The sequence below is a fragment of the Oerskovia sp. NPDC057915 genome (genome assembly GCF_042887685.1).
GTDB lineage: Bacteria > Actinomycetota > Actinomycetes > Actinomycetales > Cellulomonadaceae > Oerskovia.
Genome location: NZ_JBHVOS010000002.1, coordinates 30,945 through 56,496, shown reverse-complemented (window position 1 = coordinate 56,496; position 25,552 = coordinate 30,945). Strand labels below are relative to the sequence as shown.

The 25,552-nt window shown below is 72.4% G+C and carries 22 protein-coding genes and 1 tRNA gene; 19 read left to right on the top strand and 4 right to left on the bottom strand.

What is annotated here, in order from left to right; all coding sequences use genetic code 11:
* Positions 1-2 precede the first annotated feature (2 nt).
* Positions 3-1,703, bottom strand: coding sequence for a cation:proton antiporter (locus ACFVQ3_RS01625; protein ID WP_387634234.1), 1,701 nt, complete (start codon positions 1,701-1,703; stop codon positions 3-5).
* A gap of 223 nt (positions 1,704-1,926) precedes the next feature.
* On the opposite strand from ACFVQ3_RS01625, the gene ACFVQ3_RS01620 reads away from it, so the two are divergent.
* Positions 1,927-2,586 (top strand): hypothetical protein, encoded by a 660-nt coding sequence (locus ACFVQ3_RS01620; RefSeq protein ID WP_387634231.1) that lies wholly within the window; start codon positions 1,927-1,929, stop codon positions 2,584-2,586.
* Between the two features lie 6 nt (positions 2,587-2,592).
* On the opposite strand, the gene ACFVQ3_RS01615 is transcribed toward ACFVQ3_RS01620, so the two are convergent.
* From ACFVQ3_RS01615 to ACFVQ3_RS01605, 3 genes are all read right to left on the bottom strand, one after another.
* Positions 2,593-3,219 carry a CYTH domain-containing protein gene (locus ACFVQ3_RS01615; protein WP_387634228.1) on the bottom strand — a complete coding sequence of 209 codons (627 nt, stop codon included), beginning with the start codon at positions 3,217-3,219 and terminating at the stop codon, positions 2,593-2,595.
* A gap of 22 nt (positions 3,220-3,241) precedes the next feature.
* Positions 3,242-4,405 carry a N(5)-(carboxyethyl)ornithine synthase gene (locus tag ACFVQ3_RS01610; protein ID WP_387634226.1) on the bottom strand — a complete coding sequence of 388 codons (1,164 nt, stop codon included), beginning with the start codon at positions 4,403-4,405 and terminating at the stop codon, positions 3,242-3,244.
* Between the two features lie 136 nt (positions 4,406-4,541).
* Positions 4,542-4,614, bottom strand: a tRNA-Arg gene (locus ACFVQ3_RS01605).
* Between the two features lie 199 nt (positions 4,615-4,813).
* On the opposite strand from ACFVQ3_RS01605, the gene ACFVQ3_RS01600 reads away from it, so the two are divergent.
* From ACFVQ3_RS01600 to atpA, 18 genes are all read left to right on the top strand, one after another.
* A complete protein-coding gene (locus tag ACFVQ3_RS01600; protein ID WP_387634224.1) occupies positions 4,814-6,148 on the top strand; it encodes a CynX/NimT family MFS transporter in 1,335 nt (444 codons plus the stop codon).
* 22 nt (positions 6,149-6,170) lie between these two features.
* Positions 6,171-7,865, top strand: coding sequence for an arginine--tRNA ligase (gene argS / locus ACFVQ3_RS01595; RefSeq protein ID WP_387634221.1), 1,695 nt, complete (start codon positions 6,171-6,173; stop codon positions 7,863-7,865).
* A complete protein-coding gene (lysA, locus tag ACFVQ3_RS01590; protein ID WP_387634218.1) occupies positions 7,862-9,301 on the top strand; it encodes a diaminopimelate decarboxylase in 1,440 nt (479 codons plus the stop codon). Before argS ends, lysA begins: the two co-directional genes overlap by 4 nt.
* A gap of 247 nt (positions 9,302-9,548) precedes the next feature.
* The gene (locus tag ACFVQ3_RS01585; RefSeq protein ID WP_387634215.1) at positions 9,549-10,913 is read left to right on the top strand and encodes a homoserine dehydrogenase; all 1,365 of its coding nucleotides are present in this window, start codon (positions 9,549-9,551) and stop codon (positions 10,911-10,913) included.
* Positions 10,913-12,016: a threonine synthase gene (thrC, locus tag ACFVQ3_RS01580; RefSeq protein WP_387634212.1), complete on the top strand. Its 1,104-nt coding sequence runs from the start codon at positions 10,913-10,915 to the stop codon at positions 12,014-12,016. The genes ACFVQ3_RS01585 and thrC overlap by 1 nt, the downstream gene beginning before the upstream one ends.
* 159 nt (positions 12,017-12,175) lie before the next feature.
* A complete protein-coding gene (thrB, locus tag ACFVQ3_RS01575) occupies positions 12,176-13,153 on the top strand; it encodes a homoserine kinase (protein WP_387634209.1) in 978 nt (325 codons plus the stop codon).
* 326 nt (positions 13,154-13,479) lie between these two features.
* Positions 13,480-15,537: a transcription termination factor Rho gene (gene rho, locus ACFVQ3_RS01570; protein ID WP_387634207.1), complete on the top strand. Its 2,058-nt coding sequence runs from the start codon at positions 13,480-13,482 to the stop codon at positions 15,535-15,537.
* A gap of 149 nt (positions 15,538-15,686) precedes the next feature.
* Entirely contained in the window at positions 15,687-15,905 is a 219-nt protein-coding gene (gene rpmE / locus ACFVQ3_RS01565; protein WP_138823520.1) for a 50S ribosomal protein L31, read from the top strand.
* Positions 15,906-16,097: 192 nt separating this feature from the next.
* On the top strand, positions 16,098-17,183 hold the full coding sequence (prfA, locus tag ACFVQ3_RS01560) for a peptide chain release factor 1 (RefSeq protein ID WP_387634204.1): 1,086 nt from the start codon (positions 16,098-16,100) through the stop codon (positions 17,181-17,183).
* A gap of 41 nt (positions 17,184-17,224) precedes the next feature.
* Positions 17,225-18,271: a peptide chain release factor N(5)-glutamine methyltransferase gene (prmC, locus tag ACFVQ3_RS01555; RefSeq protein WP_387634647.1), complete on the top strand. Its 1,047-nt coding sequence runs from the start codon at positions 17,225-17,227 to the stop codon at positions 18,269-18,271.
* Between the two features lie 5 nt (positions 18,272-18,276).
* Complete coding sequence (locus tag ACFVQ3_RS01550; protein ID WP_387634201.1) at positions 18,277-19,089, top strand: L-threonylcarbamoyladenylate synthase; 813 nt, start codon at positions 18,277-18,279, stop codon at positions 19,087-19,089.
* Positions 19,086-20,345, top strand: a complete 1,260-nt coding sequence (locus ACFVQ3_RS01545; protein WP_387634198.1) for an MraY family glycosyltransferase — start codon at positions 19,086-19,088, stop codon at positions 20,343-20,345. The genes ACFVQ3_RS01550 and ACFVQ3_RS01545 overlap by 4 nt, the downstream gene beginning before the upstream one ends.
* Positions 20,342-20,857, top strand: coding sequence for a hypothetical protein (locus ACFVQ3_RS01540; RefSeq protein WP_387634195.1), 516 nt, complete (start codon positions 20,342-20,344; stop codon positions 20,855-20,857). Before ACFVQ3_RS01545 ends, ACFVQ3_RS01540 begins: the two co-directional genes overlap by 4 nt.
* 357 nt (positions 20,858-21,214) lie before the next feature.
* A complete protein-coding gene (gene atpB, locus ACFVQ3_RS01535) occupies positions 21,215-22,033 on the top strand; it encodes a F0F1 ATP synthase subunit A (RefSeq protein WP_138823526.1) in 819 nt (272 codons plus the stop codon).
* A 116-nt stretch (positions 22,034-22,149) separates the two neighbouring features.
* Positions 22,150-22,377 (top strand): ATP synthase F0 subunit C, encoded by a 228-nt coding sequence (gene atpE, locus ACFVQ3_RS01530; protein ID WP_030149959.1) that lies wholly within the window; start codon positions 22,150-22,152, stop codon positions 22,375-22,377.
* Positions 22,377-22,970, top strand: coding sequence for a F0F1 ATP synthase subunit B (locus ACFVQ3_RS01525; protein ID WP_387634193.1), 594 nt, complete (start codon positions 22,377-22,379; stop codon positions 22,968-22,970). Before atpE ends, ACFVQ3_RS01525 begins: the two co-directional genes overlap by 1 nt.
* Entirely contained in the window at positions 22,970-23,785 is an 816-nt protein-coding gene (locus ACFVQ3_RS01520; protein WP_387634191.1) for a F0F1 ATP synthase subunit delta, read from the top strand. The genes ACFVQ3_RS01525 and ACFVQ3_RS01520 overlap by 1 nt, the downstream gene beginning before the upstream one ends.
* 134 nt (positions 23,786-23,919) lie before the next feature.
* The gene (gene atpA, locus ACFVQ3_RS01515; RefSeq protein ID WP_138823532.1) at positions 23,920-25,551 is read left to right on the top strand and encodes a F0F1 ATP synthase subunit alpha; all 1,632 of its coding nucleotides are present in this window, start codon (positions 23,920-23,922) and stop codon (positions 25,549-25,551) included.
* The last annotated feature ends 1 nt before the right edge of the window (position 25,552 follow it).

The window sequence follows — 25,552 nt, the reverse complement described above, 5'->3', positions numbered from 1 at the left end:
CGTCAGATCCGGTTGACCCAGGACTCGGCCAGCGCCTCGGCCTCGATGTCCAGCTCGCGCAGGATCCTGCGCATCACGGCCTCGTTGAGGCGTCCGGCGTCGCGCTCGTCGACCAGCACCTGGCGCTGGGCCCTGTTCATGTCGGTGCGCAGCGCGTTGAGCCTGCGCAGGTCCTCGGACCGGTCGCCGGGCCTGGCCACGGGAAAGGCCCGACCGCCCGTGGGCCGCGCACGGACGGGAGCCTGCTCGACGGGTTCCTCGGCCGCCGACTCGGGCGAGAGCAGGCGCGCCGCGGCCTGGGCGCGTCCGACGATCGCGGCGGACATGGCGGCGCGCGTCGCCTCGGCCTTCTCCTCGCCGATCACGGGTGCCCACTGCCGGGTGGCGTGCGCGATGGCCTCGGCCTGGGCGTCGGCCATGAGCCGTCGCACGCGGGCTTCCTCGGCGGCGTCGCTCGCGGCCTCGTCCTCGCCCCCGACCTCGAGGCGCCGGATGACCCACGGCAGCGTCACGCCCTGCAGCAGGAGCGTCCCGATCGCGACCGTGAAGGCCGCGAGCTGGATGGTCGCGCGGCCGGGGAACTCGGCCCCGCCGAGCGTCGCGGGGATGGCCGCGGCGGCGGCGAGCGTCACGACGCCTCGCATGCCGGCCGAGGAGACCACGAGGGACTCGCGCCAGTCGAGCCGGTCGGCTCGCGAGCGTTTCGAGCCGGGCAGGTGGACGCGGTCGAGCCACGACGTGGCGAAGATGTACAGCGGACGGACGGCCATGGTCACGACGAGGGCGGCGAGGGACACCCAGATCGCGGTCCGCAGCCCTTCGTCGGACTCCACGACGGTCTCCACGACGAACTTGAGCTGGAGGCCGATCAGCGCGAACGTGATGGCCTCGAGGAGCAGGTCGAGGCTGTCCCACAGGGGTTCCTCGACGAGGCGCGTCTCGTAGCCGGCGGTCGGGGCGGTGTGGCCCAGGTAGAGGCCTGCGGCGACGACGGCCAGCACGCCCGAGCCGCTGAGCTCCTCCGCGATCCAGTAGGCCGCGAACGGCAGGATGATCCCGGCGACGCTCGTCAGGAGCGGGTCGGCGAGCCGCAGGCGCGCGGCGTGCATCCCGATGCCCATGACGAGGCCGACGCCCACGCCGACGACGACGGCGAGCGTGAAGACGCTGATGCCCTCGGTCCACACCCACGCGCCCGTGGCGACGCCGGCGAGGGCGACCTTGTAGAGGGTGAGCGACGTCGCGTCGTTGATGAGGCTCTCGCCGCCCAGGAGCGTCATGACCCGTCGCGGCAGCCCGAGGCGGCGTCCGACCGCGGCGGCGGAGACGGCGTCGGGCGGTGCGACGACGGCGCCCAGGACGAGGGCGGCGGCGAAGGGCAGGTCGGGCAGCAGGAGGGTCACGACCCACGCCACGGCGAGCGCCGTGACGATCACGAGCCCGACCCCGAGGCGAACGATCGCGTGCAGCGACGACCGGAAGTCCTGGTAGGAGCTGCCGTTGGCGGCCGAGAAGAGCAGGGGCGGCAGGATGACGCCGAGGAGCACCTCGGGTGCGAGCTCGATGTGGGGGACCACGGGGATCAGCGAGACGCCGAGGCCCACGGTCACGAGCACGAGGGGAGCGGGCAGGTCCCAGTGCCGGGCGGCGGCCGTGACGGCCAGCGCGCCGGTGATGACCAGGAGTACGACGGCCTCGTCCATGTCCTGCATTCTCCGTCGGGTCGGCCGGGAAGTCGCGGGAGAGATGCCCGACGGCGCGTCGCGCCCTGTCGTCCCGGGTGGCGCAGCGACTTGGGCCGACCTGTGTCAACCGCCTCTTGACAGGAGATTGGCTGTCAAGCGACAGTTGACACATGGTGACCAGGTGGAGAGACGACCGCCCGACCGACGCTCCGGCGTCGGGCATCGACGAGGGGTACGAACCGTGAGCGACGCACCCGCCTGGGGGAGCCTCGAACCCCGCGGCGGCGCCCGGACGCTCGACGACCTGCTCGCCGAGGCGGTGACCGCTGCCGACCCCGGCATCGGCGACCGCATCACGACCGATCCCGGCGCGCACCTCGAGCTCGTCGCGCTCACGGCACGGGCCCACCGCGCGACGGAGGAGCTGCTCGCGACGGCCGTGTCGTCGGCGCGCTCGGCAGGGCACAGCTGGGAGGCGATCGGGACGACCCTCGGCATCTCGCGGCAGGCCGCGCAGCAGCGTTTCGGCCGGCCGGCCGGGCCGGGGATGCCGGGTACGGTCCAGGACCTCGTCGGGGGCGCGGAGGTCGGCGACACCCGGATCCTGGCGCCCGTCACGGCCGTGACCGAGATGGCCGCGCTCGAGGCCTACGGGCGCAAGGGGTGGCGTTCGACCGGGTTCGGGGCGGGCTTCCACCGGCTCGTGAGGACCACCACGCAGTGGGAGCACCGGCGCGTGTACGTCCTGGGGGCGAGCCGGTTCGGGCTCGAGGCCGACGGGTGGGAACGGATCGGGACGTGGTTCCCGTGGGTCTACTACGCGCGCAGCCTGCGGATCGCCCCTGTCGGGGAGGACGGTGCGCCCGCGGCCGGCCGGGCGATCACGGACGACGTGCCCTGAACCGGGCTACTCGCCGGGCAGGTGCGCGTTGTGCCCGAAGTCCTGGCGGAACCGCGGCCCGGAGACCGCGAGCTCCGCGGCGAACGACCCGGCCCACGCCGAGTACGGGGTGTGCGAGAGAGAGTCGTTGGAGAAGCGACGGTCGTCGGTGATCTCGGTGACGCAGAACGCCGGGATCTGGAGGTCCACGACCGGGCCCGACCGCTCGCACTCCGCGATGACGAGCGGGTGGTTCGCGCCACCGAACTCGTCGATGACCCAGCCGTCCGCCCCGAGCCACGCCGAGTAGCGGGTCTTGACGATGCGGCCGCCCCCGCGGCGGATCATCTCGACCCCGACGTTGACGTCGATCTCGCGCTCGGCCTCGTAGCGGGTGCCGCCCACCTGCGGGCCCTTGACCGTGAGCGCGCAGAAGTCGAACGCGTACCGGTCCAGGACGCTCAGGGGAGAGGTGGCGGCGGTGAGGTCGCCGGCGGTCGCGCTCGCCTGGGCCCGCAGGCGCAGCGCGTAGCCGTCCTCGGCCAGGAAGTAGCTCTGCACGATGAGCGCGGGCGCGTCGAGCAGGTCGACCGGGACGTCCTCCACGAGGAAGCGACGCTCGAACTCGAAGTCTCCGTTACCACCGTCCGTCATAGGACATACCGTACGCGGTCGCTCAGGGCAGGGCCGGGAGGGGCCGGTGCGGGTACGCGGCCTCGCGGCGCTGGAACTCGAGCACCGCGGGGTTGAGGACCACCCCGTCGCGGACCTCGATCGCACGGCGGACCGTCTCGTTCGCGTCCCACCCTGCCGGGCCGGCCATGACGGCCGGGAGGAACGGCAGGACCGCCGAGCTGATCTCCCACGTCGCCGAGTTCCACAGGTACGAGGGGCTGTGGTCCACGGCGTAGTAGTTGATGTTCTCGCCGACCGTGACCAGGGGCTCGGCGAACGTGGTCGAGCGCGCCCAGTCGAACGCCATGCCCTCGTCGCACGACACGTCGACGATGAGGCTGCCCGGCCGGAACGCCCCCAGGTCCGAGGTGCGCAGGTACAGCAGGGGCGCGTTGGGGTCCTGGAGCGTGCAGTTGACGACGATGTCGCTCTCGGCGAGGAACGGGGCGAGCGGGAGGCGGCCCTCGTCGGTGATGACCTCGCTGAGGTAGGGCTCGTCGTCGTGGTCGAACTGGACGATCTGCGCCGAGTGGATGGGCGCGGCGACCGCGGCGACGCGGCGGTTGGTGAGCACGCGCACGTCGTGGACACCGTGCGCGTTCAGGGCCGTGACGGCTCCGCGCGCGGTGGCACCGAAGCCGATGACGACGGCGGTCAGACGCCGACCGTAGTCGCCCGTCGAGCCGCACAGCTCGAGCGCGTGCAGCACCGAGCAGTAGCCGGCCATCTCGTTGTTCTTGTGGAAGACGTGCAGGCCGAACCCGCCGTCGGACGCCCAGTGGTGCATGGCCTCGAACGCGACGAGCGTGAGCCGCTTGTCGATCGCGACCTGGGTCAGCTCGCCGTCCTGGACGCAGTGCGGCCAGCCCCACAGGGTCTGGCCGGGGCGCAGGTCGTGCAGGTCCGCGACCTGGGGCTTGGGCAGCAGGACCACGTCGGCCGCCTCGACCACCTCGGCCCGGGTGCCCAGGGAACGCACCCAGGGGGCGATCTGCTCGTCGCTCACCCCGAAGCGCTCGCCGTAGCCCTGCTCGACGACGATCCGCGCCCGGAGCTCGGGGGCGATGCGTTCGAGGTGGTCGGGGTGGAGGGGGAGTCGGCGCTCGTCGGGCTTCCCCGACCTCCCGAGGAGTCCGAGGATGGTGTCGTTCGATGCTGTTGTCACGCTTGTCCCGTCAACGAGACCACGGTGGCCCAGTAGTGCGGACGCTACACGGGTGCGGGGGAGGCCCGGACCACCTCGAGGGGTCCCGGGCACGACGAAGCCCCCGGACCCGAGGGTCCAGGGGCTTGGTCTGCGGTGCCCTCGATAGGACTCGAACCTACGACCTTCTGCTCCGGAGGCAGACGCTCTATCCACTGAGCTACGAGGGCAGCATGCGTTCGCTCTGACGAGCATCCGGCACGGTGCACGAGACTACCAGTCTCCAGCGGGTTCGTGCTCCCACCTGGACGGATCGGCGCGGATCAGCGCGGGTGGGCCCCGGGTCGGCCGGCAGGGGTGACCGGACTCACCAGCCCGGAACCCGCTCCAGGACGGGTGCCCCGGGAAACGGATGCGTACCCTCCTGGAGTGGATCGCCAGGACTCGAGCTCGACCCCCGACAGCACCCCCGACAGCACCCTCCGCCCGTGGCGCGGGCGGTTCGTCGTCCTTGCCGGGATCGTCCTCGCGGCGTTCAACCTGCGGATCGCCGTCGCCTCGGTCTCCCCGATCCTGGACGTGGTCCGGACCGACATCGACCTGAGCGACCAGGTCGCGGGCCTGCTGGGTACCGTCCCCGTCATCGCGTTCGCGGTCTTCGGCTCCCTCGTCCCGGTCCTGTCGCGACGCTTCGGGCTCGAGCCGACGCTCGTCGCCGCGCTGGTCGTGAGCTCGGTCGGGGAGATCCTGCGGTCGCTGTCGAGCACGGCCCCGTCCTTCCTGCTGTGGACCGCGGTGGCGCTCGCGGGCATGGGCATGGGCAACGTGCTGCTCCCGCCCCTGGTCAAGCGGTACTTCCCCGACAGGATCGGGGCCGTGACCGCGGCCTACACCGTGACGCTCTCCCTGAGCACCGCGATCCCGCCCCTGCTCGTGGTGGGTATCGCCTCCTCGCTGGGCTGGCGGCCCGCCCTGGGGGGCTGGGCGCTCGTGGGGCTGCTCGCGGCCGTGCCGTGGACCGTCGTGATCGCCCGCTCGGCGCGCGCCCGCGCCGAGCTCGCGTCGGTGCTCGAGCACTCGCCCGAGCACACCGCAGGCCTCGACGGGCGGCACCGCCACGAGGGGCGTGCGTGGCGCAGCCCGCTCGCGTGGGGCATCGCGGGGATGTTCGGTCTCAACTCGCTCAACACCTACGTGATGTTCGCGTGGCTGCCGCACGTCCTGATCGACGCGGGGATGCCGGAGCCCACCGCGGCGACCGCGCTCGCGCTGTACGCGTTCGTCGGCATGCCCATGTCGATCGTGACGCCGCTGCTCGCGGCCCGCATGCGCAACCCGTACCCGCTCGTGGTGGTCTTCGTCGCGATGCTCGCGGTCGGGTACGGCGGGCTCATGGGTGGCCAGGCGGGTCCTGCCACGTGGGTGTGGGTCGTCCTCGCGGGGCTGGGCGCCTCGACGTTCCCGCTGGGGCTCGCGCTCATCAACCTGCGCAGCCGCACCTCGGCCGGGGCCGTCGCGCTGTCCGGGTTCGTGCAGGGCGTCGGGTACCTCCTCGCGGGGGCCGGACCGCTGACGGCGGGAATCCTCTACGGGCGCAGCGGGACGTGGGACAGCACGTTCGTCGTCCTGTTCGGCACGCTCGTCGTGATCCTGGTCGCCGCGGTCGCGGGCTGCCGCCCGGTCATGATCGAGGACACGTGGGCTCCGCGTGCTCGGCGAGGCCGACCCCCGGTACCGCCGGCGGACGTCGGCACGAACCCCTAGCGTCCCTCGCTAGAATCGTCGGGTGACCCCGAACGAGCTCTCCCAAGCGCTCAGCGCTGCCCTGGCCTCCGCCGTCGCCGACGGCACCCTCGCCCTGCCCGCCGACGCGGTCCCTGCGTCGGTCCACGTCGAGCGACCCCGCCAGCGCGAGCACGGCGACTGGGCCACGAACGTCGCCCTGCAGCTCGCGAAGAAGGCCGGCGTCGCGCCGCGCGTCCTGGCGGAGGACCTCGCGCAGCGCCTCGCCGCGCACCCGGGGATCAAGTCCGTGGACATCGCCGGGCCGGGCTTCCTGAACATCACGCTCGACGCGGCGGCCGCGGGCGAGCTCGCCCGCACGATCCTCGCCCAGGGCGCGACCTACGGGAACAACGACTCCGAGGCCGGCACGCGCATCAACCTGGAGTTCGTCTCGGCGAACCCGACGGGCCCCATCCACATCGGTGGCGTGCGCTGGGCCGCGGTCGGCGACTCGCTGGCCCGCGTGCTCCAGGCGTCGGGTGCGGAGGTCACGCGCGAGTACTACTTCAACGACCACGGTGCGCAGATCGACCGCTTCGCGCGCTCGCTGCTGGCACGCGCCAAGGGCGAGCCCGCACCCGAGGACGGCTACGGCGGCCAGTACATCTCCGACATCGCGGAGGCCGTCATCGCCGACGCGATCGCGGCGGGCGACCCGGACCCGCGCTCGCTGCCCGACGACGAGGCCCAGGAGGTCTTCCGGGCGCGCGGCGTCGAGCGCATGTTCGCCGAGATCCGTTCCGCGCTCCACGACTTCGGTGTCGACTTCGACGTGTACTTCCACGAGGACTCGCTGCACGAGTCCGGCGCGGTCGAGCGCGCGGTCCAGCGCCTGCGCGAGAGCGGGCACGTGTTCGAGGCGGACGGCGCGACGTGGCTGCGCACGACCGACTTCGGCGACGACAAGGATCGCGTCATCGTCAAGTCGGACGGGGAGGCCGCGTACATCGCGGGTGACATCGCCTACTACCTCGACAAGCGTGAGCGCGGGTTCGACGACGTCATCATGATGCTCGGCGCGGACCACCACGGGTACGTCGCGCGCCTCATGGCGGTCTGCGCGGCGTTCGGCGACGTGCCGGGCAAGAACCTGCAGATCCTCATCGGCCAGATGGTCAACCTGGTCAAGGACGGCCAGCCGGTCCGCATGTCCAAGCGTGCCGGGACGGTCGTGACCCTCGAAGACCTGGTCGACGCCGTGGGCGTGGACGCCGCGCGCTACTCGCTCGCCCGTTCCTCGACCGACTCGAGCATCGACCTGGACCTCGACCTGCTGACCAAGGCGGGCAACGAGAACCCCGTCTACTACGTGCAGTACGCGCACGCCCGGACGGCGAACGTCGACCGAAACGCTGCGTCGCACGGGATCTCGCGCTTCCGCGCGGACGGGACCGACGCGTTCGACCCGGCGCTGCTCACGCACGAGACCGAGTCGGTCCTGCTCGGTGCGCTCACCGAGTTCCCGCGCGTGGTCGCCCAGGCGGCCGAGCTGCGCGAGCCGCACCGCGTCGCGCGCTACCTCGAGGCGCTCGCGGGCGACTACCACTCCTGGTACCACGAGTGCCGTGTGACGCCGCTGGGCGACGAGGAGGTCACGGACGTGCACCGCACGCGCCTGTGGCTCAACGACGCGACGCGTCAGGTCCTCGCCAACGGTCTCGGGCTGCTCGGCGTGTCCGCGCCGGAGCGCATGTGAGCGCGTCGGCAGGCCCGACGCCGCCGCCCGCCTTCTCGCCGACCGGCACCTTCGTGCCGGGCGAGCCGTGGTCGAGCGGCGTGCGCCGCGGGGCCGACGGCGCGCTGAGCGTCGCGGGGGTCGACGTGCGCGAGCTCGCGGTCGGCCAGGGCACACCGGCGTACGTGCTCGACGAGGCCGACCTGCGCGAGCGGGCGCGGGCCTACCGTCGAGCGTTCGAGGCCGCGTTCGCCGAGGTGGGTGCGGGCGTCGACGTGTACTACGCGGGCAAGGCGTTCCTGTCGGTCGCCGTGGCCCGGTGGGTCCACGCCGAGGGGCTGCGCGTCGACACCGCGACGGGTGGTGAGCTCGCGGTCGCGCTGCGTGCGGGCGTGCCCGGCGAGCACATCGGTCTGCACGGCAACAACAAGTCGGACGCGGAGATCGCGCGGGCGCTCGAGGCGGGCGTGGGCCGGATCATCGTCGACTCGCTCGTCGAGGTCGAGCGCGTGGCCGCTGCCTCCCGGGCGCGGGGCGGGGCCCCGGCCCCGGTCATGATCCGGGTGACCACGGGCGTGCACGCGGGCGGGCACGAGTACATCTCGACCGCGCACGAGGACCAGAAGTTCGGGCTGTCGCTCGCGACGGCCCCGGGTGCGGAGGCCGAGGACAGCCCGGCCATGACCGCGCTCCTCGCGGTGCTCGCGCACCCCGAGCTCGAGCTGCTGGGCATCCACTCGCACATCGGCTCGCAGATCCTCGACCCCTCGGGCTTCGAGGTCGCGGCACGCAAGGTCCTCGAGCTGCGGGCCGCGCTCGCGGAGCGCACCGGCCACCTCGTCCCGGAGGTCGACCTGGGTGGCGGGTACGGCATCGCGTACCTGCCCGGTGAGGCCGCGCTCGACCCGGACCGCATCGCGAAGGACGTCGCGGCGTCGGTCGCGGCCTCGTCGGCGGACCTCGGCACGCCGCTTCCGCGCTTCTCGATCGAGCCTGGCCGCGCGATCGTCGGGCCCGCGGGCCTGACCCTCTACACGGTCGGTACGGTCAAGCCCGTGCGGGTCGCCGGGTCGGCCGGGGAGGACGAGAGCACGATCGTGCGCACCTACGTCTCGGTCGACGGCGGCATGAGCGACAACATCCGTCCGGCGCTGTACGGCGCGGGCTACCACGCCGAGCTCGCGAACCGGCTCTCCGACGCCGAGCCCGTGCTCGCGCGCGTGGTCGGCAAGCACTGCGAGAGCGGTGACGTCGTGGTCCACGACGTGCTGCTGCCGGGTGACGTACGGGCCGGCGACCTGCTGGCCGTCGCGGCGACGGGGGCCTACGGGCGGTCGATGGCCTCGAACTACAACCACGTGCCCCGCCCCCCGGTCGTGGCCGTGACCGACGGTGCGACCAGGGTCCTGGTCCGGCGCGAGACCGAGGACGACCTGCTCGCGCTCGACCTGGGCTGACGCCCGCCGGGAGCCGGGCGTGGCGCCTCGTGGACCGGTGCCCGTGCACCCGTATCCTGAGACGAGCGCCCAGGATCCGGGCAACCGGGCGAGGATCGACATGCTCAGGATCGACCGGTCGGGACGTGCGGCCCAGCGTGCCGCGCCCGCCCGGACCGACGGGCCCCGGGACGTGATCGCGTCCGACAGGGCCAGGAGAACGACGGCACCGCTGACCGTGCGGGCCGGGTGATGGAGGAGGAGCTTCGTGGGAGCCAGCCAGCAGGAGCAAGGTCCGCTGCGCGTCGCGCTGCTCGGGTGCGGCGTCGTCGGGTCCGAGGTGGCTCGGCTGCTGACGCAGCAGAGCGCCGACCTGGCCTCGCGCGTCGGGGCGCCGCTCGAGCTCGTGGGCATCGCGGTGCGTGACGCGTCGGCCCCGCGGCCACTGGCCGGGTCGGTCGACCGGTCGCTCCTGACGGAGGACGCCGAGGGTCTCGTCTCGCGCGCCGACATCGTCATCGAGGTCATGGGCGGCATCGAGCCTGCCCGCACGCTGCTGCTGCGCGCGATCGAGGCGGGCGCCGCCGTCGTGACGGCGAACAAGGCTCTTCTCGCCGAGGACGGCCCCACGCTGTACAAGGCCGCGGACACCGCGGGCGTCGACATCTACTTCGAGGCCGCGGTCGCGGGCGCGATCCCGATCGTCCGCCCGGTCCGCGAGTCCCTCGCGGGCGACCACGTCCGTCGCATCCTGGGCATCGTCAACGGCACCACGAACTACGTCCTGGACCAGATGGCGAGCACGGGCATGTCGTTCGACGACGCCGTGCGCCAGGCCCAGGACCTCGGCTACGCCGAGGCCGACCCGACCGCCGACGTCGAGGGCTTCGACGCCGCGGCCAAGGCCGCGATCCTCGCGAGCCTCGCGTTCCACACGCGCGTCTCGCTCGAGGACGTGGCGCGCGAGGGCATCACGAGGATCACCGCCGACGACGTCACGTGGGCCGCGCAGACGGGGCACGTCATCAAGCTGCTCGCCATCGCGGAGTCCGTGACGGCCGACGACGGCTCGCACGGTGTCTCGGTGCGCGTGCACCCCGCGCTCGTGCCCGTCGCGCACCCGCTCGCCGGCGTACGCGGGGCCTTCAACGCCGTCTTCGTCGAGGCCGACGCGGCGGGCGAGCTCATGTTCTACGGCCGTGGTGCAGGTGGAGCGCCCACGGCGTCGGCCGTGCTGGGCGACGTCGTGTCCGCCGCACGCCACCGCGTGCTCGGCGGCAAGGGCCCCGAGGAGTCCATCTACGCGGCCCTGCCGATCCTGCCGGCGAGCACCGCGATCACGCGCTACCAGGTCCGGCTCGCGGTCGACGACCGCCCCGGGGTCCTGGCGCAGGTCGCCCAGGTCCTGGCGTCGAAGGGCGTCTCGATCGAGGCCGTGCGCCAGCCCTCGGAGGCCGCCGCGCCCGGGGCCGACGACACGCAGGGTGCGGACGACGGGTCGACCGGCGTCGCCCACCTCGTCATCACGACCCACGCCGCAGCGGAGGCCGCGCTCGCCGCGACGGTCGACGCGATCGCGGTGCTCGAACCCGTCCGAGAGATCACGTCCGTCCTGAGAGTCGAGGGAGCCTGATGGCCCACCAGTGGCGAGGCATCATCGCCGAGTACGCCGACCGCATGCCCGCCCACGTCACCGAGCGCATCGTGACGCTCGGCGAGGGGGGGACGCCGCTCGTCGAGGCGCCCGCGCTCTCGGCCCGCACGGGGGCGCAGGTCTTCCTCAAGGTCGAGGGCATGAACCCGACCGCGTCGTTCAAGGACCGCGGCATGACCGCGGCGATCTCCTCGGCCGCGGGCAGAGGGGCGAAGGCCGTGGTGTGCGCCTCGACGGGCAACACGTCGGCCTCGGCCGCCGCGTACGCGACCAAGGCCGGCATGGTGTGCGCCGTCCTGGTCCCGGACGGCAAGATCGCGATGGGCAAGCTGAGCCAGGCGATCGCGCACGGCGCCAAGCTGCTCCAGGTCGACGGCAACTTCGACGACTGCCTCGTCGCGGCCCGCAAGCTCGCCGAGGCCTACCCGGTCGAGCTCGTGAACTCCGTCAACCCGGACCGTATCGAGGGGCAGAAGACCGGCGCCTTCGAGATCGTCGACGCGCTGGGTGACGCCCCGGACATCCACGCCCTGCCCGTGGGCAACGCGGGCAACATCACCGCGTACTGGAAGGGCTTCCGCGAGTACGCGGGTCTCGGCGACCCCGACGCCCCGGGAGCGCACCTTCCAGCGGTCTCGACGAGGACCCCGATCATGTGGGGCTTCCAGGCTGCCGGCGCCGCCCCGATCGTCGCGGGCCACCCCATCACGCACCCCGAGACCATCGCGACCGCGATCCGCATCGGCAACCCGGCCTCCTGGGCGCAGGCCGAGGCCGCGCGCGACGAGTCGGGCGGCGTCATCGAGGCCGTGACCGACGAGCAGATCCTCGCGGCGCACCGCATCCTGTCGGCCGAGGCCGGCGTGTTCGTCGAGCCCGGCTCGGCGGCCGGTGTCGCGGGCATCCTCTCGCGGGCCGAGCGCGGTCTCGTACCCGCCGGTGCGCGCATCGTCGTCACGGTCACGGGCCACGGGCTCAAGGACCCGCAGTGGGCGCTCAAGACGCTCGACGGTGCCGACGTGACCCCCGTCCGGGTCAGCGCCGACGTGGTCTCGATCGCCGACGCGCTCCAGCTCGGCTGAACCCCTCCGCGTCCGTCCCCTCCTCCGTCCTCCGGGCGGGGAAGGGGTGGACGCGCCGCACGGGGCGCGGCCCCGTCGCCGTCGTCCCCTCGCGGGCTCCCCGGTGAGCCCACCGTCGTCCCCCAGTCCCCGTAGCTCCCCGAAGAGAGGTCCCGCGAGATGCAGCTCGGAGCCGACCATGTGCGCGTGCGTGTGCCCGCGACGAGCGCGAACCTCGGCCCGGGCTTCGACGCCATGGGGCTGGCCCTCGCGCACTACGACGTGCTCGAGGTGCGTGCGCTCGGCAACGGAGACGTCGTCGTCGACGTCGAGGGGGAAGGGGCCGGCGAGGTTCCCGGCGACGAGCGCCACCTGGTCGTGCGCGCCCTGCGCGCCGCCCTCGACCTGGTGGGCGCACCGCAGACGGGGCTGCACCTGACGGCGACCAACGCGATCCCGCACGGCCGGGGCCTCGGCTCCTCGGCTGCCGCGGTGGTGGCGGGGATCGTCGCCGCACGCGCTCTGGTCGCGGACCCCGCGGCCCTGGACGACGCGACGGTGCTGCGGCTCGCTACCGAGTTCGAGGGGCACCCCGACAACGCCGCTCCCGCGATCTACGGGGGTGCGACGATCGCGTGGACGAGCACGGTCGAGGGGGACGAGGGGGCGCACGCGGTCCGGCTCGACGTCCACCCGGACATCGAGGCGACCGTCCTGGTCCCCACCGTCCGGCTCGCGACGAGCCGTGCTCGCGGCGTCCTGCCGGAGACCGTGCCGCACGCCGACGCCGCGCTCAACGCCGGACGTGCCGCCCTGCTCGTCGAGGCGCTGACCCGTTCGCCCCGGCACCTGTTCGACGCGACCGAGGACCGGCTCCACCAGGAGTATCGCGCGGGGGTCATGTCCGCGTCGTGGGAGCTCGTGCGTGCCCTGCGGGCGGACGGCCTGGCTGCGACCATCTCGGGGGCCGGTCCCACCGTCCTGCTGCTCGGGACCGCCGAGGACCGGGACCGGGCCGACGGCGTGCTGCGCGAGCTCCTGCACGGGTCGGACCAGTGGCGTGCGTACCGTCCGGGCATCGACCAGGGAGGCGTGCGCTCGGAGCGCGTCCTGGGCTCGACGGGCCTCCCGGAGCCGTCCCCGCGCCAGGTGCGCTGACCGGACGCCGATCCTGGGCGCAGCCCCTGGGGGGACTGGTCTTCCGGGGGGCTACGGATGGTAGAATCCATTGAGCCTTCGCAGGTTCGTGATGATGCCTCGGTGATTCCTCGACGAATCTCCGCCGAGTCCCCGGGCATCGGCAGAGCAACCACTGACTGCGCCTCATACCCCGCGAGAAGGCAATCCAGCCCACGTCAGCTGACGTCGTCGTACCACTGACGCGTGGTTCCACTGCGTTCCGGCCGTCACGTGCCGAGCGTCGATCACCCGCGGCCCACCCCTCGCACAGAGCAAGTGGGCGCAAACGAGGGGAAGGGTCCTTCGTGACAGACACCACCGACACCGCCCGTGCAGGCGCGCTCTCGACGCTGCGCCTCCCCGAGCTGCAGGCACTCGCCTCGCAGCTCGGTGTGAAGGGCACGTCCAAGATGCGCAAGAGCGATCTTGTCGACGTCATCCGTTCCACCTCCGGCGAGAAGAGCGCTCCCGAGCGCACCGCCGGGGCGTCCGCCGGTGCGCGTCGCGCGCCGGAGAAGGACACCCAGACCGAGAAGGTCGTCGTGCAGCCGGCCGTCGAGGTCCCCGTGCGCACGGCGACCGAGAACGTCGAGCGCTCCGAGCGGCCTCGCCGCGAGCGGGGCCAGCGTTCCGCGCGCGCCGACCAGGCCGCCGACATCGTCGCGCCGCTCCTGGAGCAGGGCAGCCGCGCGGCTCGCGTCGACGCCGACCGTGCCGCCGGGGGAGAGACCCCGGACGAGCGCGCCGCTCGCGCGGCCGCAGCCGTCGGCCTGGTGACGGGCACGGCCCCCGAGCGTGGTTCGCGCCGCGCCGGGCGGGGCGCAGGTGCCCCGCGCGGCGGCGAGGGCGAGGCGGCTCGCGAGTCGGCCCCCGAGGCCGGTGCGACCGGCCGTCAGGACCGTCAGCGCGACCAGCAGGGCCAGGGCGAGCGCCAGAACGGCCAGCAGGAGCGCCAGGGCGGCCAGCGCCAGCAGGGCCAGGGCAACCAGCAGGGCGGCCAGGGCGGCCAGCGCGACCCGCAGGGTCAGGGCAACCGTCAGGCCGACGAGTACGACGAGCGCGGCGGACGCCGCCGTCGTGGGCGTGACCGCAACCGGGACCGCGACCGCAAGCGCGGCCGCACCCGTGGCGGGAACATCGACGTCGTGGGCCTCGACGAGATCGAGGTGTCCGAGGACGACGTGCTGCTGCCCGTGGCCGGCATCCTCGACGTGCTCGACCAGTACGCGTTCGTGCGGACCAGCGGCTACCTGCCCGGCCCGAACGACGTCTACGTCTCGCTCGGCCAGGTCAAGAAGTCGGGCCTTCGTCGCGGTGACGCGATCGTCGGCGCAGTACGTCAGCCCCGCGACGGGGAGTCGTTCCAGCAGACCGGACCGCGCAACCAGAAGTTCAACGCGCTGGTCCGGCTCGACTCGGTCAACGGCATGTCCCCCGAGGCAGCCCGCAACCGTGCGGAGTTCAACAAGCTGACGCCGCTCTACCCGCAGGAGCGCCTGCGCCTGGAGACGGGCGAGGTCGGTCGTCTCACGCCGCGCGTGATCGACATCGTCGCCCCGATCGGCAAGGGCCAGCGTGGTCTGATCGTCGCTCCGCCCAAGGCGGGCAAGACGATCATCATGCAGCAGATCGCGAACGCGATCACGACGAACAACCCTGAGGTCCACCTGATGGTGGTGCTCGTGGACGAGCGACCTGAAGAGGTCACGGACATGGAGCGCACCGTCAAGGGCGAGGTCATCGCCTCGACGTTCGACCGTCCGGCCTCCGACCACACGATCGTCGCCGAGCTCGCGATCGAGCGCGCCAAGCGTCTTGTGGAGCTGGGCCAGGACGTCGTCGTGCTGCTCGACTCGCTCACGCGACTGTCGCGCGCCTACAACCTCGCGGCCCCGGCCTCCGGGCGCATCCTGTCGGGTGGTGTCGACGCCTCGGCGCTCTACCCGCCCAAGCGCTTCTTCGGTGCGGCGCGCAACATCGAGAACGGCGGGTCGCTCACGATCCTCGCCTCGGCGCTCGTCGAGACCGGCTCCAAGATGGACGAGGTCATCTTCGAGGAGTTCAAGGGCACCGGGAACATGGAGCTCCGGCTCTCCCGCTCGCTCGCGGACAAGCGCATCTTCCCGGCGGTGGACGTCAACGCGTCCGGGACGCGTCGCGAGGAGATCCTCATGCCGCAGGACGAGCTCCGCATCGTCTACAAGCTGCGCCGCGTGATGGGTGCGCTCGACCAGCAGCAGGCCATCGAGCTGCTGCTCGGCAAGCTCAAGGAGACCAAGTCCAACGTCGAGTTCCTGCTCCAGGTGCAGAAGACCACACCTGGTGGCATCCACAACGACGAAGAGGTCGGCCGCGCCGTCTGATCCCCCGTGGGCCGCTCGCCCCGTGCGAGCGGCCCACGAATTTTCCGTGTGCCGGACCCGTCTGGCACAATGTCCTGTTGGTTTCCCCGTCCCCGGTTCACGGCTGCTGTCCGCAGGCGACCCGGGGGCAACCCACTGAGGAGAGTCCTGTGAAGGCTGATATCCACCCCGAGTACGTCCTGACCGAGGTCACCTGCACCTGCGGTTCCACGTTCGTCACGCGCAGCACCGAGAAGTCCGGGCGCATCTCGTCCGACGTCTGCTCGGCCTGCCACCCGTTCTACACGGGCAAGCAGAAGATCCTCGACACCGGTGGCCGCGTGGCCCGCTTCGAGGCTCGTTACGGCAAGAAGGCCGCCGACAAGTAGCGACTCTCCAGCGCCGGTGGTCCGGGCGTCCGTCAACCTCTCCAGGGGCAGGCGGCATGCCCGTTCCACCGGCGCTGTCGTCTTTCCCGGCGCGAGCGCGCCGTACCGCGGCACCGCACCGAGCCGTCACCGGCCGCCACCGGCCGCCACCAGCCGCACAGCCCCAGCCACCCCTCCCGTCAGGACATCCTCGTGACCGAGTCCTTCGCCGCCGTCGATCACCTGCTCGCCGAGCACGCCGAGATCGAGACGCAGCTCGCCGACCCCGCGGTCCACGCGGACGCCGGCCGGGCGCGCACGCTCGGGCGCCGCTACGCCGAGCTCGGTCAGGTCGTCGCGGCCTACCGCGCGTGGCGGGACGCGACCGACGACGCCGAGGCCGCGACGGAGCTCGCCGCGGAGGACAGCTCGTTCGCCGCCGAGCTGCCCGCGCTCCAGGAGGCGGCCGCGGCCGCGACCGAGAAGCTGCGCCGGGTCCTCGTGCCGCGCGACCCCGACGACGGACGCGACGTCATCCTCGAGATCAAGGCGGGCGAGGGCGGCGAGGAGTCGGCCCTGTTCGCGGGCGACCTGCTGCGCATGTACCTGCGCTACGCCGAGCGTCGGGGCTGGAAGACCGAGATCATCGAGGCCACGGACTCCGACCTCGGCGGCTACAAGGACGTCCAGGTCGCCGTGAAGGCTCGGGGTCAGGTGGCCCCTGAGGACGGGGTCTGGGCCAACCTCAAGTACGAGGGCGGCGTGCACCGCGTCCAGCGCGTACCCGTGACCGAGTCCCAGGGCCGCATCCACACCTCGGCCGCGGGCGTGCTCGTGTTCCCCGAGGTCGAGGACGCGGGCGAGATCGAGATCGACCCGAACGAGCTCCGCATCGACGTGTACCGGTCCTCGGGCCCTGGCGGCCAGTCGGTCAACACGACGGACTCCGCGGTCCGCATCACGCACCTGCCCACGGGCATCACGGTCTCGATGCAGAACGAGAAGTCCCAGCTCCAGAACCGCGAGCAGGCCATGCGCGTGCTGCGTGCGCGCCTGCTGGCAGCGCGCCAGGAGGAGGAGGCGGCCGCCGCGAACGACCTGCGCCGCTCCCAGGTGCGCACGGTCGACCGGTCCGAGCGCATCCGGACGTACAACTACCCGGAGAACCGGATCGCGGACCACCGCACGGGGTACAAGGCGTACAACCTGGACCAGGTCCTCGACGGGGACCTCGAGCCCGTCATCCGCTCGGCGATCGACGCCGACGAGGCGGCACGCCTCGCCGCCGCGGCGTCGTGACGTCCCCGGTGGTCCCGTCGTCGTCCGGCGACGGCTCCGCCCTGCCCGACGACGTCTCGCGCCTCGTGCGCGACGCGGCGGCCCGTCTGGGCCGCGCCGGGATCGACACGCCCCGGGTGGACGCCGAGCTGCTGCTCGCGCACGCCGCGGGCGTCCCGCGTGAGCGTGTCGTCTCGGCGGCGGTCATGGGACGTCCCATGTCCTCGTTGCTGCCGACCGTCGCGGGCACGGCGGCCGGTGCGTCCGCCGACGCGGGCCGGACCCTCGACGTCCGGCCGGTGGCCGACGAACTTCCGGTCCGCACCGTGCACGAGGTGCTCGACACGGTCGCTCGTCTGCTCGACGCCCGCGCCGAGCGCGTGCCGCTCCAGCACCTCGTCGGGACCGCCCCCTTCCGGCACCTCGACCTGCTCGTGGGACCGGGCGTCTTCGTGCCGCGCCCCGAGACCGAGCAGGTCGCGCAGGTCGCGATCGACGAGGCGGCCGGGGTCGCCGCCCGGGGCTCCGCGGCACCCGTCGTCGTGGACCTGTGCACGGGGTCGGGCGCGATCGCCCTGGCCGTCGCGACCGAGGTCCCGGGTGCCCGTGTGCACGCGGTCGAGCTCGACCGTGACGCGCACGCGTGGGCCGGGCGCAACGTGACCCGTGCGCACGAGGCGAGCGGCGCCGTCGTGCACCTGGTCCGGGGGGACGCGCGGACCGCGCTCGCCGATCTCGACGGGACGTGCGACGTCGTCGTGTCCAACCCTCCCTACGTACCGCCCGACGCGGTCCCGCGCGACCCCGAGGTCGCCCTGCACGACCCCGAGGTCGCGCTCTACGGGCTCGGCGAGGACGGCCTCGAGGTGCCTCGCGGCGTGACCCGCGCGGCCGCCCGTCTCCTGGCCCCCGGCGGCCTCTACGTCATGGAGCACGCCGAGGTCCAGGCCGAGGCCGCTCGTGGCATGGTCGCCGCCGTCGGCGGGTTCGAGGACATCAGGACGGCCCGCGACCTCACGGGCAGACCACGTATGGTCGTGGCCCGGCGCTCGCGCCCGACGAGCGAGCGAGACCCCGCACCTGCGGACCCTTCGGACATGGAAGACTGAGAAGCGTGAGCTCTGTGCACCCCGTCACTGACCCGAACACCTGGGGACCGTCGATCGACGAGGCGGTGAACGCCGTCTCGCGAGGCGGCCTCGTGGTCCTGCCGACCGACACCGTCTACGGGATCGGGGCCGACGCGTTCGACGCCGACGCCGTCTCGGCCCTCCTGGCCGCGAAGGGACGCGGGCGGCAGATGCCGCCGCCCGTCCTCGTCCCCGACCTGCGCACGCTCGACGGGCTCGCGACGGACGTGCCCGACGACGCACGCGCCCTCGTCGAGGCGTTCTGGCCCGGAGGCTTCACCATCATCCTGACCGCCCAGCCCTCGCTCGCGTGGGACCTGGGCGAGACGCACGGGACCGTCGCGCTGCGCATGCCCGACCACCCGGCCGCGCTCGCCCTGCTGCGCCGCACCGGACCGCTCGCGGTCTCGAGCGCCAACTCCACGGGCCTGCCCGCCGCGCTCGAGGTCGCCGACGCGCAGGTGCAGCTCCGGGAGTCCGTCGCGGTCTACCTCGACGGCGGCACCGCGCCCGGGGGAGTGGCCTCGACCATCGTCGACGCGACGGGGCCGCACCTGCGCGTCGTGCGCGAGGGAGCCGTCTCGCTCGAGCGCCTCCGTGAGGTCGCGCCCGTCCTGGGGGTCGGCGAGGAGCCTGCTGCCGACGAGCCTGCCGACGAGCCTGCTGACGAGGTGGCCGGTGACGGGGTGGGCGAGACCACCGGCGAGGTGGCCGGGAACGGCGGCCTGCCGACGGACGAGGGCACGACCTCCGAGGAGACCGCGTCGACGAGCGGCCCGGAGGCGAACGGCGGGTGAGGGTCTATCTGCTCGTCCTGCTGATCGCAGCGGCGGTGACCTACCTCCTCACGCCGCTCGCGTACTGGGTGGCTGCGAGGACCGGGGCCATCACCGCGGTGCGCGACCGTGACGTGCACACCATCCCCACGGCACGCCTCGGCGGGCTCGCGATGACCGCGGGGCTGGTCGTCGCGGTGACGTTCGCCTCGCAGATGCCCTTCCTCGACGGGATCTTCGCGATCGACGACCGGGCGTGGGCGATCGTCGGTGGTGCGCTCATCGTCTGCCTCCTCGGTGTCGCGGACGACATCTGGGACCTGGACTGGATGACCAAGCTCGCCGGCCAGGTCCTCGCGGCGCTGTTCGTCGCGTGGCAGGGGGTCCAGCTCGTGACGTTCCCCATCAACGGGCTCGTCATCGGCTCGTCCCGGCTCTCGCTCATCGTGACGGTGCTCGTCATCGTGGTCGCGATGAACGCCGTCAACTTCGTGGACGGGCTCGACGGCCTCGCCGCCGGACTCATCGCGATCGGCGGCAGCGCCTACTTCGTCTACACCTACAGCCTGACCGTCGCCGCGAGCCCCACCGACTACTCGAACCTCGCGACCCTGGTCATGGCGGCCCTCGTCGGCATCTGTCTCGGGTTCCTGCCGCACAACTTCCATCCCGCCCGGATCTTCATGGGCGACTCCGGCTCCATGGTGCTCGGGCTCGTGCTCGCGTCCGCGGTGATCGTGGTCACCGGCAGCATCGACACCGGCATGGCCTCGGACCCGAGCCGCCAGCGCGAGCTCATCCCCATCCTGCTGCCGCTCGCGGTCATCCTGCTCCCGCTGCTCGACATGGTCCTCGCCGTGGTCCGCCGGGTCGGGACGGGCAAGTCGCCCTTCCACCCGGACCGGCTCCACCTGCACCACCGGCTCCTCGCGCTCGGCCACTCGCACCGGCGCGCGGTCATCATCATGTACGTGTGGACCGCGGTCTTCGCGTTCGGTGCGGTCGCCCTCGTGCGCTGGCCCGCGGAGAACGTCGCGATCGGGCTGGTCGTGGCCGTCGTCGTGGCGGCGATCCTCACGCTCGGCCCGCTGCGCACCCGTGGCAGGTTCCTCGACGACGACGCGGTCACCGCGCCCGAGGGGATCCCGACCGCACCCCCGCCCCGACGCGTGTCGGCGGCGAGCGGGGCCTCGCCGGTCGCCCCCGCGGCGACGCCGACGGCCCCTCAACCTCCGACCGATCCGTTCCGCGCCCACCCCGAAGGACACTCCCGATGACGACCCCCGCACCGCAGACTCCCGACGAGCCGACGAGCGACCAGGCGCCGAGCGGGGTGGAGCCCACCGACGCGAGCCCCGCGCAGGTCTCGGCGGACGCCGTGGGGGACGCGGTCAGTGCCGTCTTCCGGACCGCGCTGCGCGACACCCTGCTGCTGCTCGGTGGTCTCCTGGTCCTGGGCGTGGGACTGGGGGCGCTCCTGGCAGGCACCGCAGGCGTCTGGGGTGCGCTCATGGGCGTCGCGATCGCGCTGGTGTTCTCGGGCACGACGATCGTCGCGATGGCACGCACCGCGCGTTCGACCCCCACGACGACGGCGGCGGTCGTGCTGGGCAGCTGGCTCGTCAAGATCGTCCTGCTCGGGATCGTGCTGGCCGTCCTGCGCAACTACGAGTTCTACGACCGCGTCGTCTTCGCCGTGGTGCTGCTCGTCGGGGTCATCGGCTCGGCGCTGCTCGACTACCGGGCGGTCGACCGCGGCCGTATCCCGTACGTCACGCCGAAGGCCTGACGGACCCGGCACTCGCTCTCGTCCCGCTGGACGGGCAGGGGCGGGCGGGGCGGGCGGGGCACGGCGGGCCCCTGCCCGGCCGTGCCCGCCCGCCCGACCCGGCCGTGCCCGGATGGCGCCGTCGGGCCTGCGAGGGGCTCTCGGCACGTGGCCGCAGCGCGCTGTCGTGCGTGGCCCCGCAGGGGCTCGGCGGCCCGCGGGGGCACGGCGTCTGCCGGGCCGGCGGCCCGGACGGACCCGTGATCTGTGGAGGGTCGAACATGCGTTAGGCTATCGGCGAATCCATGAAGGCCTGGTCCGACGGCGTGCCCATCGAGCGCACGGCCCCGGCAAACCGACGAACACCGGGAGTCCACCCTGTTCACGCTCGCGACCCCCTCTCCCTTCGTTGCCGCAGCAGAAGGCGAAGGCGGCTTCCACGCGCCGACGATCGGTGAGTTCTTCCCCGACGCCATCTTCTTCGCAGGCACGCCCTTCGAGTTCAACCGGCTGCAGCTGATCCGCGTGATCGCCACGATCGTGATCCTGACGATCTTCGTGATCGCGGCCCGCCGCGCCAAGCTCGTGCCCGGACGGTTCCAGAACGGCGTCGAGATGGTCCTCGACTTCGCTCGCGTGAACATCGTCGAGGAGATCATGGGGACCGAGCGGGCTCGCCGCTACGTGCCCATGATCACGACGATCTTCGTGACGATCCTCGCGTTCAACCTGACGGGTGTGGTGCCAGGGCTCAACCTCGCGGGCACCTCGGTCGCCGGCGTCGCGATCCTCCTGGCGCTGTGGGTCTTCGTGGCCTACTGGGCCGCGGGCATCAGGCAGCACGGCCTGTGGGGCTACATCAGGGCGAACCTGTTCCCCCCGGGAGTCCCGTTCCCGATCTACTTCATCCTGGCGCCGATCGAGCTGCTCCAGCTCCTGATCATCCGCCCGGCCTCGCTGGTCATCCGACTCACGGCGAACATGGTCGCGGGCCACATCATGCTGGTCCTGTGCTTCGCCGCCACGAACTTCCTGCTCCTCGAGGCAGCGCCGGCCCTCAAGGCGATCAGTGCGCTGACCCTCGCGGGCGGCATCGCGATCACGCTCTTCGAGGTGTTCGTCGCGGGCCTGCAGGCGTACATCTTCGCGCTCCTCGCCACGGTCTACATCAACATGTCGATCGAGGAAGAGCACTGACCCGCACGACAGACCTGGTCCTGGGCCCTCGGTCCCGGAACCGACCCTGAGCTCCACCTGACGCATCGCACCTGACGCCCGTTCGCACGACCGGGCGCCCAACGGAAGGAAACACCGTGGACGTCACCACCCTCGCCGCTGTCGAAGGCAGCATCAACACCATCGGCTACGGCATCGCCGCGATCGGCCCGGGCATCGGCCTCGGCATCCTGATCGGCAAGACGGTCGAGGGCATGGCCCGCCAGCCCGAGGTCGCCGGCCAGCTCCGCGGCACCATGTTCATCGGTCTTGCCTTCGTCGAGATCCTCGCTCTGCTCGGCTTCGTCGCTGGCTTCATCTTCTGATGTCGACCATCGGCCCCCAGGCGGTCCTCGCCGCAGAGTCTGGCGAGGTCGACCCCATCAAGCTGTTCCTCCCGCCGTTCTACGACCTCTTCTGGTCGGCGGTCGTCCTGATCATCATCGCGTTCGTCTTCTACAAGATGGTGCTCCCCAAGTTCCAGGCGGTGCTCGACGAGCGCACGGCCAAGATCGAGGGTGGCCTGGCCAAGGCCGAGTCCGCCCAGGCCGAGGCCGCTGCGGCACTCGCTGAGTACCACCAGCAGCTGCAGGAGGCACGCACCGAGGCCGCGAAGATCCGTGAGGACGCTCGCGCCGAGGGAACGGCCATCGTCGCCGACCAGAAGGTCAAGGCCGGCGAGGAGGCCGCTCGCATCGTCGAGACGGCGCACCGTCAGATCGAGGCCGAGCGTCAGCAGGCGTCGGTCTCGCTGCGCAACGACGTCGGGACGCTCGCGACCCAGCTCGCCTCGAAGATCGTCGGCGAGTCCCTCGAGGACTCCGCACGTCAGTCGCGTGTCGTGGACCGCTTCCTCGACGAGCTCGAGGCAGCGGGAGCCGGGGCTGCCAGCGCGGCGGCCAACGGCAAGGAGGGCTGATGCGCGGGACGAGCGGAGCCTCCCTCGCGCAGGCCCAGGACCGCTTCGAGCCGGTCCTGCGTGCCGCGGGCGAGGGGGCCTTCACCCTGGGCGAGGAGCTCCTCACCGTGGCCGCGGCGCTCGACGGCTCCGTGCCGCTGCGCCGTGCCCTCGCCGACCCGTCGCGGTCCGGCGAGGACAAGGCGGCCCTCGCGGCCGACCTGCTGCGCGAGGGCTTCGACGGCCGTGTCGTGGACCTGGTCTCCGGGCTCGCCCGGGACCGTTGGGCGCACGACGGGGACATCGCCGACGCCGTCGAGCACCTCGGCGTCGACGCGGTCCTGGCCTCGGCCGAGGCCCGCGGTGCGCTCGAGCGCGTCGAGGACGAGCTGTTCCGCATCACGCGGTCGCTCGTCGGGGAGCGTGAGGCCCGTCGCGTGCTGACGGAGACCTCGACGGACCCCGCTCGTCGCAAGGCGTTCGTGGACGCGCTGCTCGCGGGCAAGGTCGACCCGGTCACCCAGTTCCTCGCGGAGCGGGCGACCGTGGCGCCTCGTGGTCGTCGTTTCGTGGCCACCCTCGTGTGGCTCGGGGACGTCGCCGCACGTCGTCGCCGTCGCCTCGTCGCCTCGGTGACGTCGGGCACGGTGCTCAGCCAGGCACAGCAGGACCGTCTGTCCGCGCTCCTCGAGCGCGCGTACGGCCGGGCAGTCCAGCTGAACGTCACCGTGGACCCCGAGGTCCTCGGCGGCATGCGCATCCAGGTCGGGGCGGACGTCGTCGACTCGACGGTCCTCTCGCGCCTGGTCGACGCACGCAGACGACTGGTCAGCTGACCTGTTCGCCCGAACACTGAGGTCCTTGCGGCCCCCGGTGTCGTCGACACCCCGCCGGCTCCCGAGCCGGCGAACTGACAAGAACGTTCGACCGCTCCCGCACACCGCGGGGTGGCCACGACAGGAGAAGAGCAATGGCTGAGCTGACGATCCGGCCCGACGAGATTCGGGCCGCGCTGGACAGCTTCGTGAAGTCCTACGAGCCCGGGGGCGCGGTGACCGAGGAAGTCGGTCGCGTCACCCTCGCCGCTGACGGCATCGCCCAGGTGGAAGGCCTTCCGGGCGCAATGGCCAACGAGCTGCTGCGCTTCGAGGACGGCACCCTCGGCCTTGCCCTGAACTTGGACGTTCGCCAGATCGGTGTCGTCGTCCTGGGTGAGTTCACCGGCATCGAGGAGGGCCAGGAGGTCCGCCGGACCGGAGAGGTCCTCTCCGTCCCCGTCGGTGACGGCTACCTGGGTCGCGTCGTCGACCCGCTGGGTCAGCCGATCGACGGCCTCGGTGAGATCGAGACCGAGGGCCGCCGCGCGCTCGAGCTGCAGGCCCCCGGCGTCATGGACCGCAAGTCGGTCCACGAGCCGCTGCAGACCGGTCTCAAGGCGATCGACTCGATGATCCCGGTGGGCCGTGGTCAGCGTCAGCTGATCATCGGTGACCGCCAGACGGGCAAGACGGCGATCGCGACCGACACGATCATCAACCAGAAGGCGAACTGGGAGACCGGCGACCCGACCAAGCAGGTCCGCTGCATCTACGTCGCGATCGGCCAGAAGGGCTCGACCATCGCCGCCGTCCGCGGCGCGCTGGAAGAGGCCGGTGCCCTGGAGTACACGACGATCGTCGCGGCGCCCGCGTCGGACCCGGCCGGCTTCAAGTACCTCGCCCCCTACACCGGCTCGGCCATCGGCCAGCACTGGATGTACGGCGGCAAGCACGTCCTCATCGTGTTCGACGACCTGTCGAAGCAGGCCGAGGCCTACCGTGCCGTGTCGCTGCTCCTCCGTCGCCCGCCGGGCCGCGAGGCGTACCCCGGTGACGTCTTCTACCTGCACTCCCGTCTGCTCGAGCGTTGTGCCAAGCTCTCGGACGAGCTGGGCGCCGGGTCGATGACGGGCCTGCCGGTCATCGAGACCAAGGCGAACGACGTGTCGGCGTACATCCCGACCAACGTCATCTCGATCACCGACGGCCAGATCTTCCTCCAGTCGGACCTCTTCAACGCCGACCAGCGCCCCGCGGTGGACGTCGGTATCTCCGTGTCCCGTGTCGGTGGTGCCGCACAGGTCAAGGCCATGAAGCAGGTCTCCGGCACGCTCAAGCTCGAGCTCGCCCAGTACCGCTCGCTCGAGGCCTTCGCGATGTTCGCCTCGGACCTCGACGCGGCCTCGCGCGGCCAGCTGACCCGTGGGGCTCGCCTCATGGAGCTGCTCAAGCAGGGCCAGTACTCGCCGTACCCGGTCGAGGACCAGGTCGCCTCGATCTGGGCCGGGACCAAGGGCAAGCTCGACGACGTGCCTCTCGAGGACGTGCGCCGCTTCGAGAGCGAGCTGCTCGACCACCTGCGCCGCAACACCGACGTGCTCAGCACGATCGCTGACACCGGCAAGCTGTCTGACGAGACCGAGGCCGCGCTGGCCCAGGGCGTCGACGACTTCCGCAACGGCTTCCTCACGGCTGACGGCACCCCCCTCGTCGGTGGCGAGTCGGACGAGGAAGAGGCCGTCGTGGTCGAGCAGGAGCAGATCGTCCGGCAGAAGAAGGCCTGAC

Coding starts and splice junctions, on each gene's coding strand:
- ACFVQ3_RS01625 (WP_387634234.1), bottom strand. CDS start 1,703: ATGGACGAGGCCGTCGTACTCCTGGTCATCACCGGCGCGCTGGCCGTC.
- ACFVQ3_RS01615 (WP_387634228.1), bottom strand. CDS start 3,219: ATGACGGACGGTGGTAACGGAGACTTCGAGTTCGAGCGTCGCTTCCTC.
- thrC (WP_387634212.1), top strand. CDS start 10,913: ATGGCCCACCAGTGGCGAGGCATCATCGCCGAGTACGCCGACCGCATG.
- thrB (WP_387634209.1), top strand. CDS start 12,176: ATGCAGCTCGGAGCCGACCATGTGCGCGTGCGTGTGCCCGCGACGAGC.
- ACFVQ3_RS01540 (WP_387634195.1), top strand. CDS start 20,342: ATGACGACCCCCGCACCGCAGACTCCCGACGAGCCGACGAGCGACCAG.
- ACFVQ3_RS01525 (WP_387634193.1), top strand. CDS start 22,377: ATGTCGACCATCGGCCCCCAGGCGGTCCTCGCCGCAGAGTCTGGCGAG.
- ACFVQ3_RS01520 (WP_387634191.1), top strand. CDS start 22,970: ATGCGCGGGACGAGCGGAGCCTCCCTCGCGCAGGCCCAGGACCGCTTC.
- atpA (WP_138823532.1), top strand. CDS start 23,920: ATGGCTGAGCTGACGATCCGGCCCGACGAGATTCGGGCCGCGCTGGAC.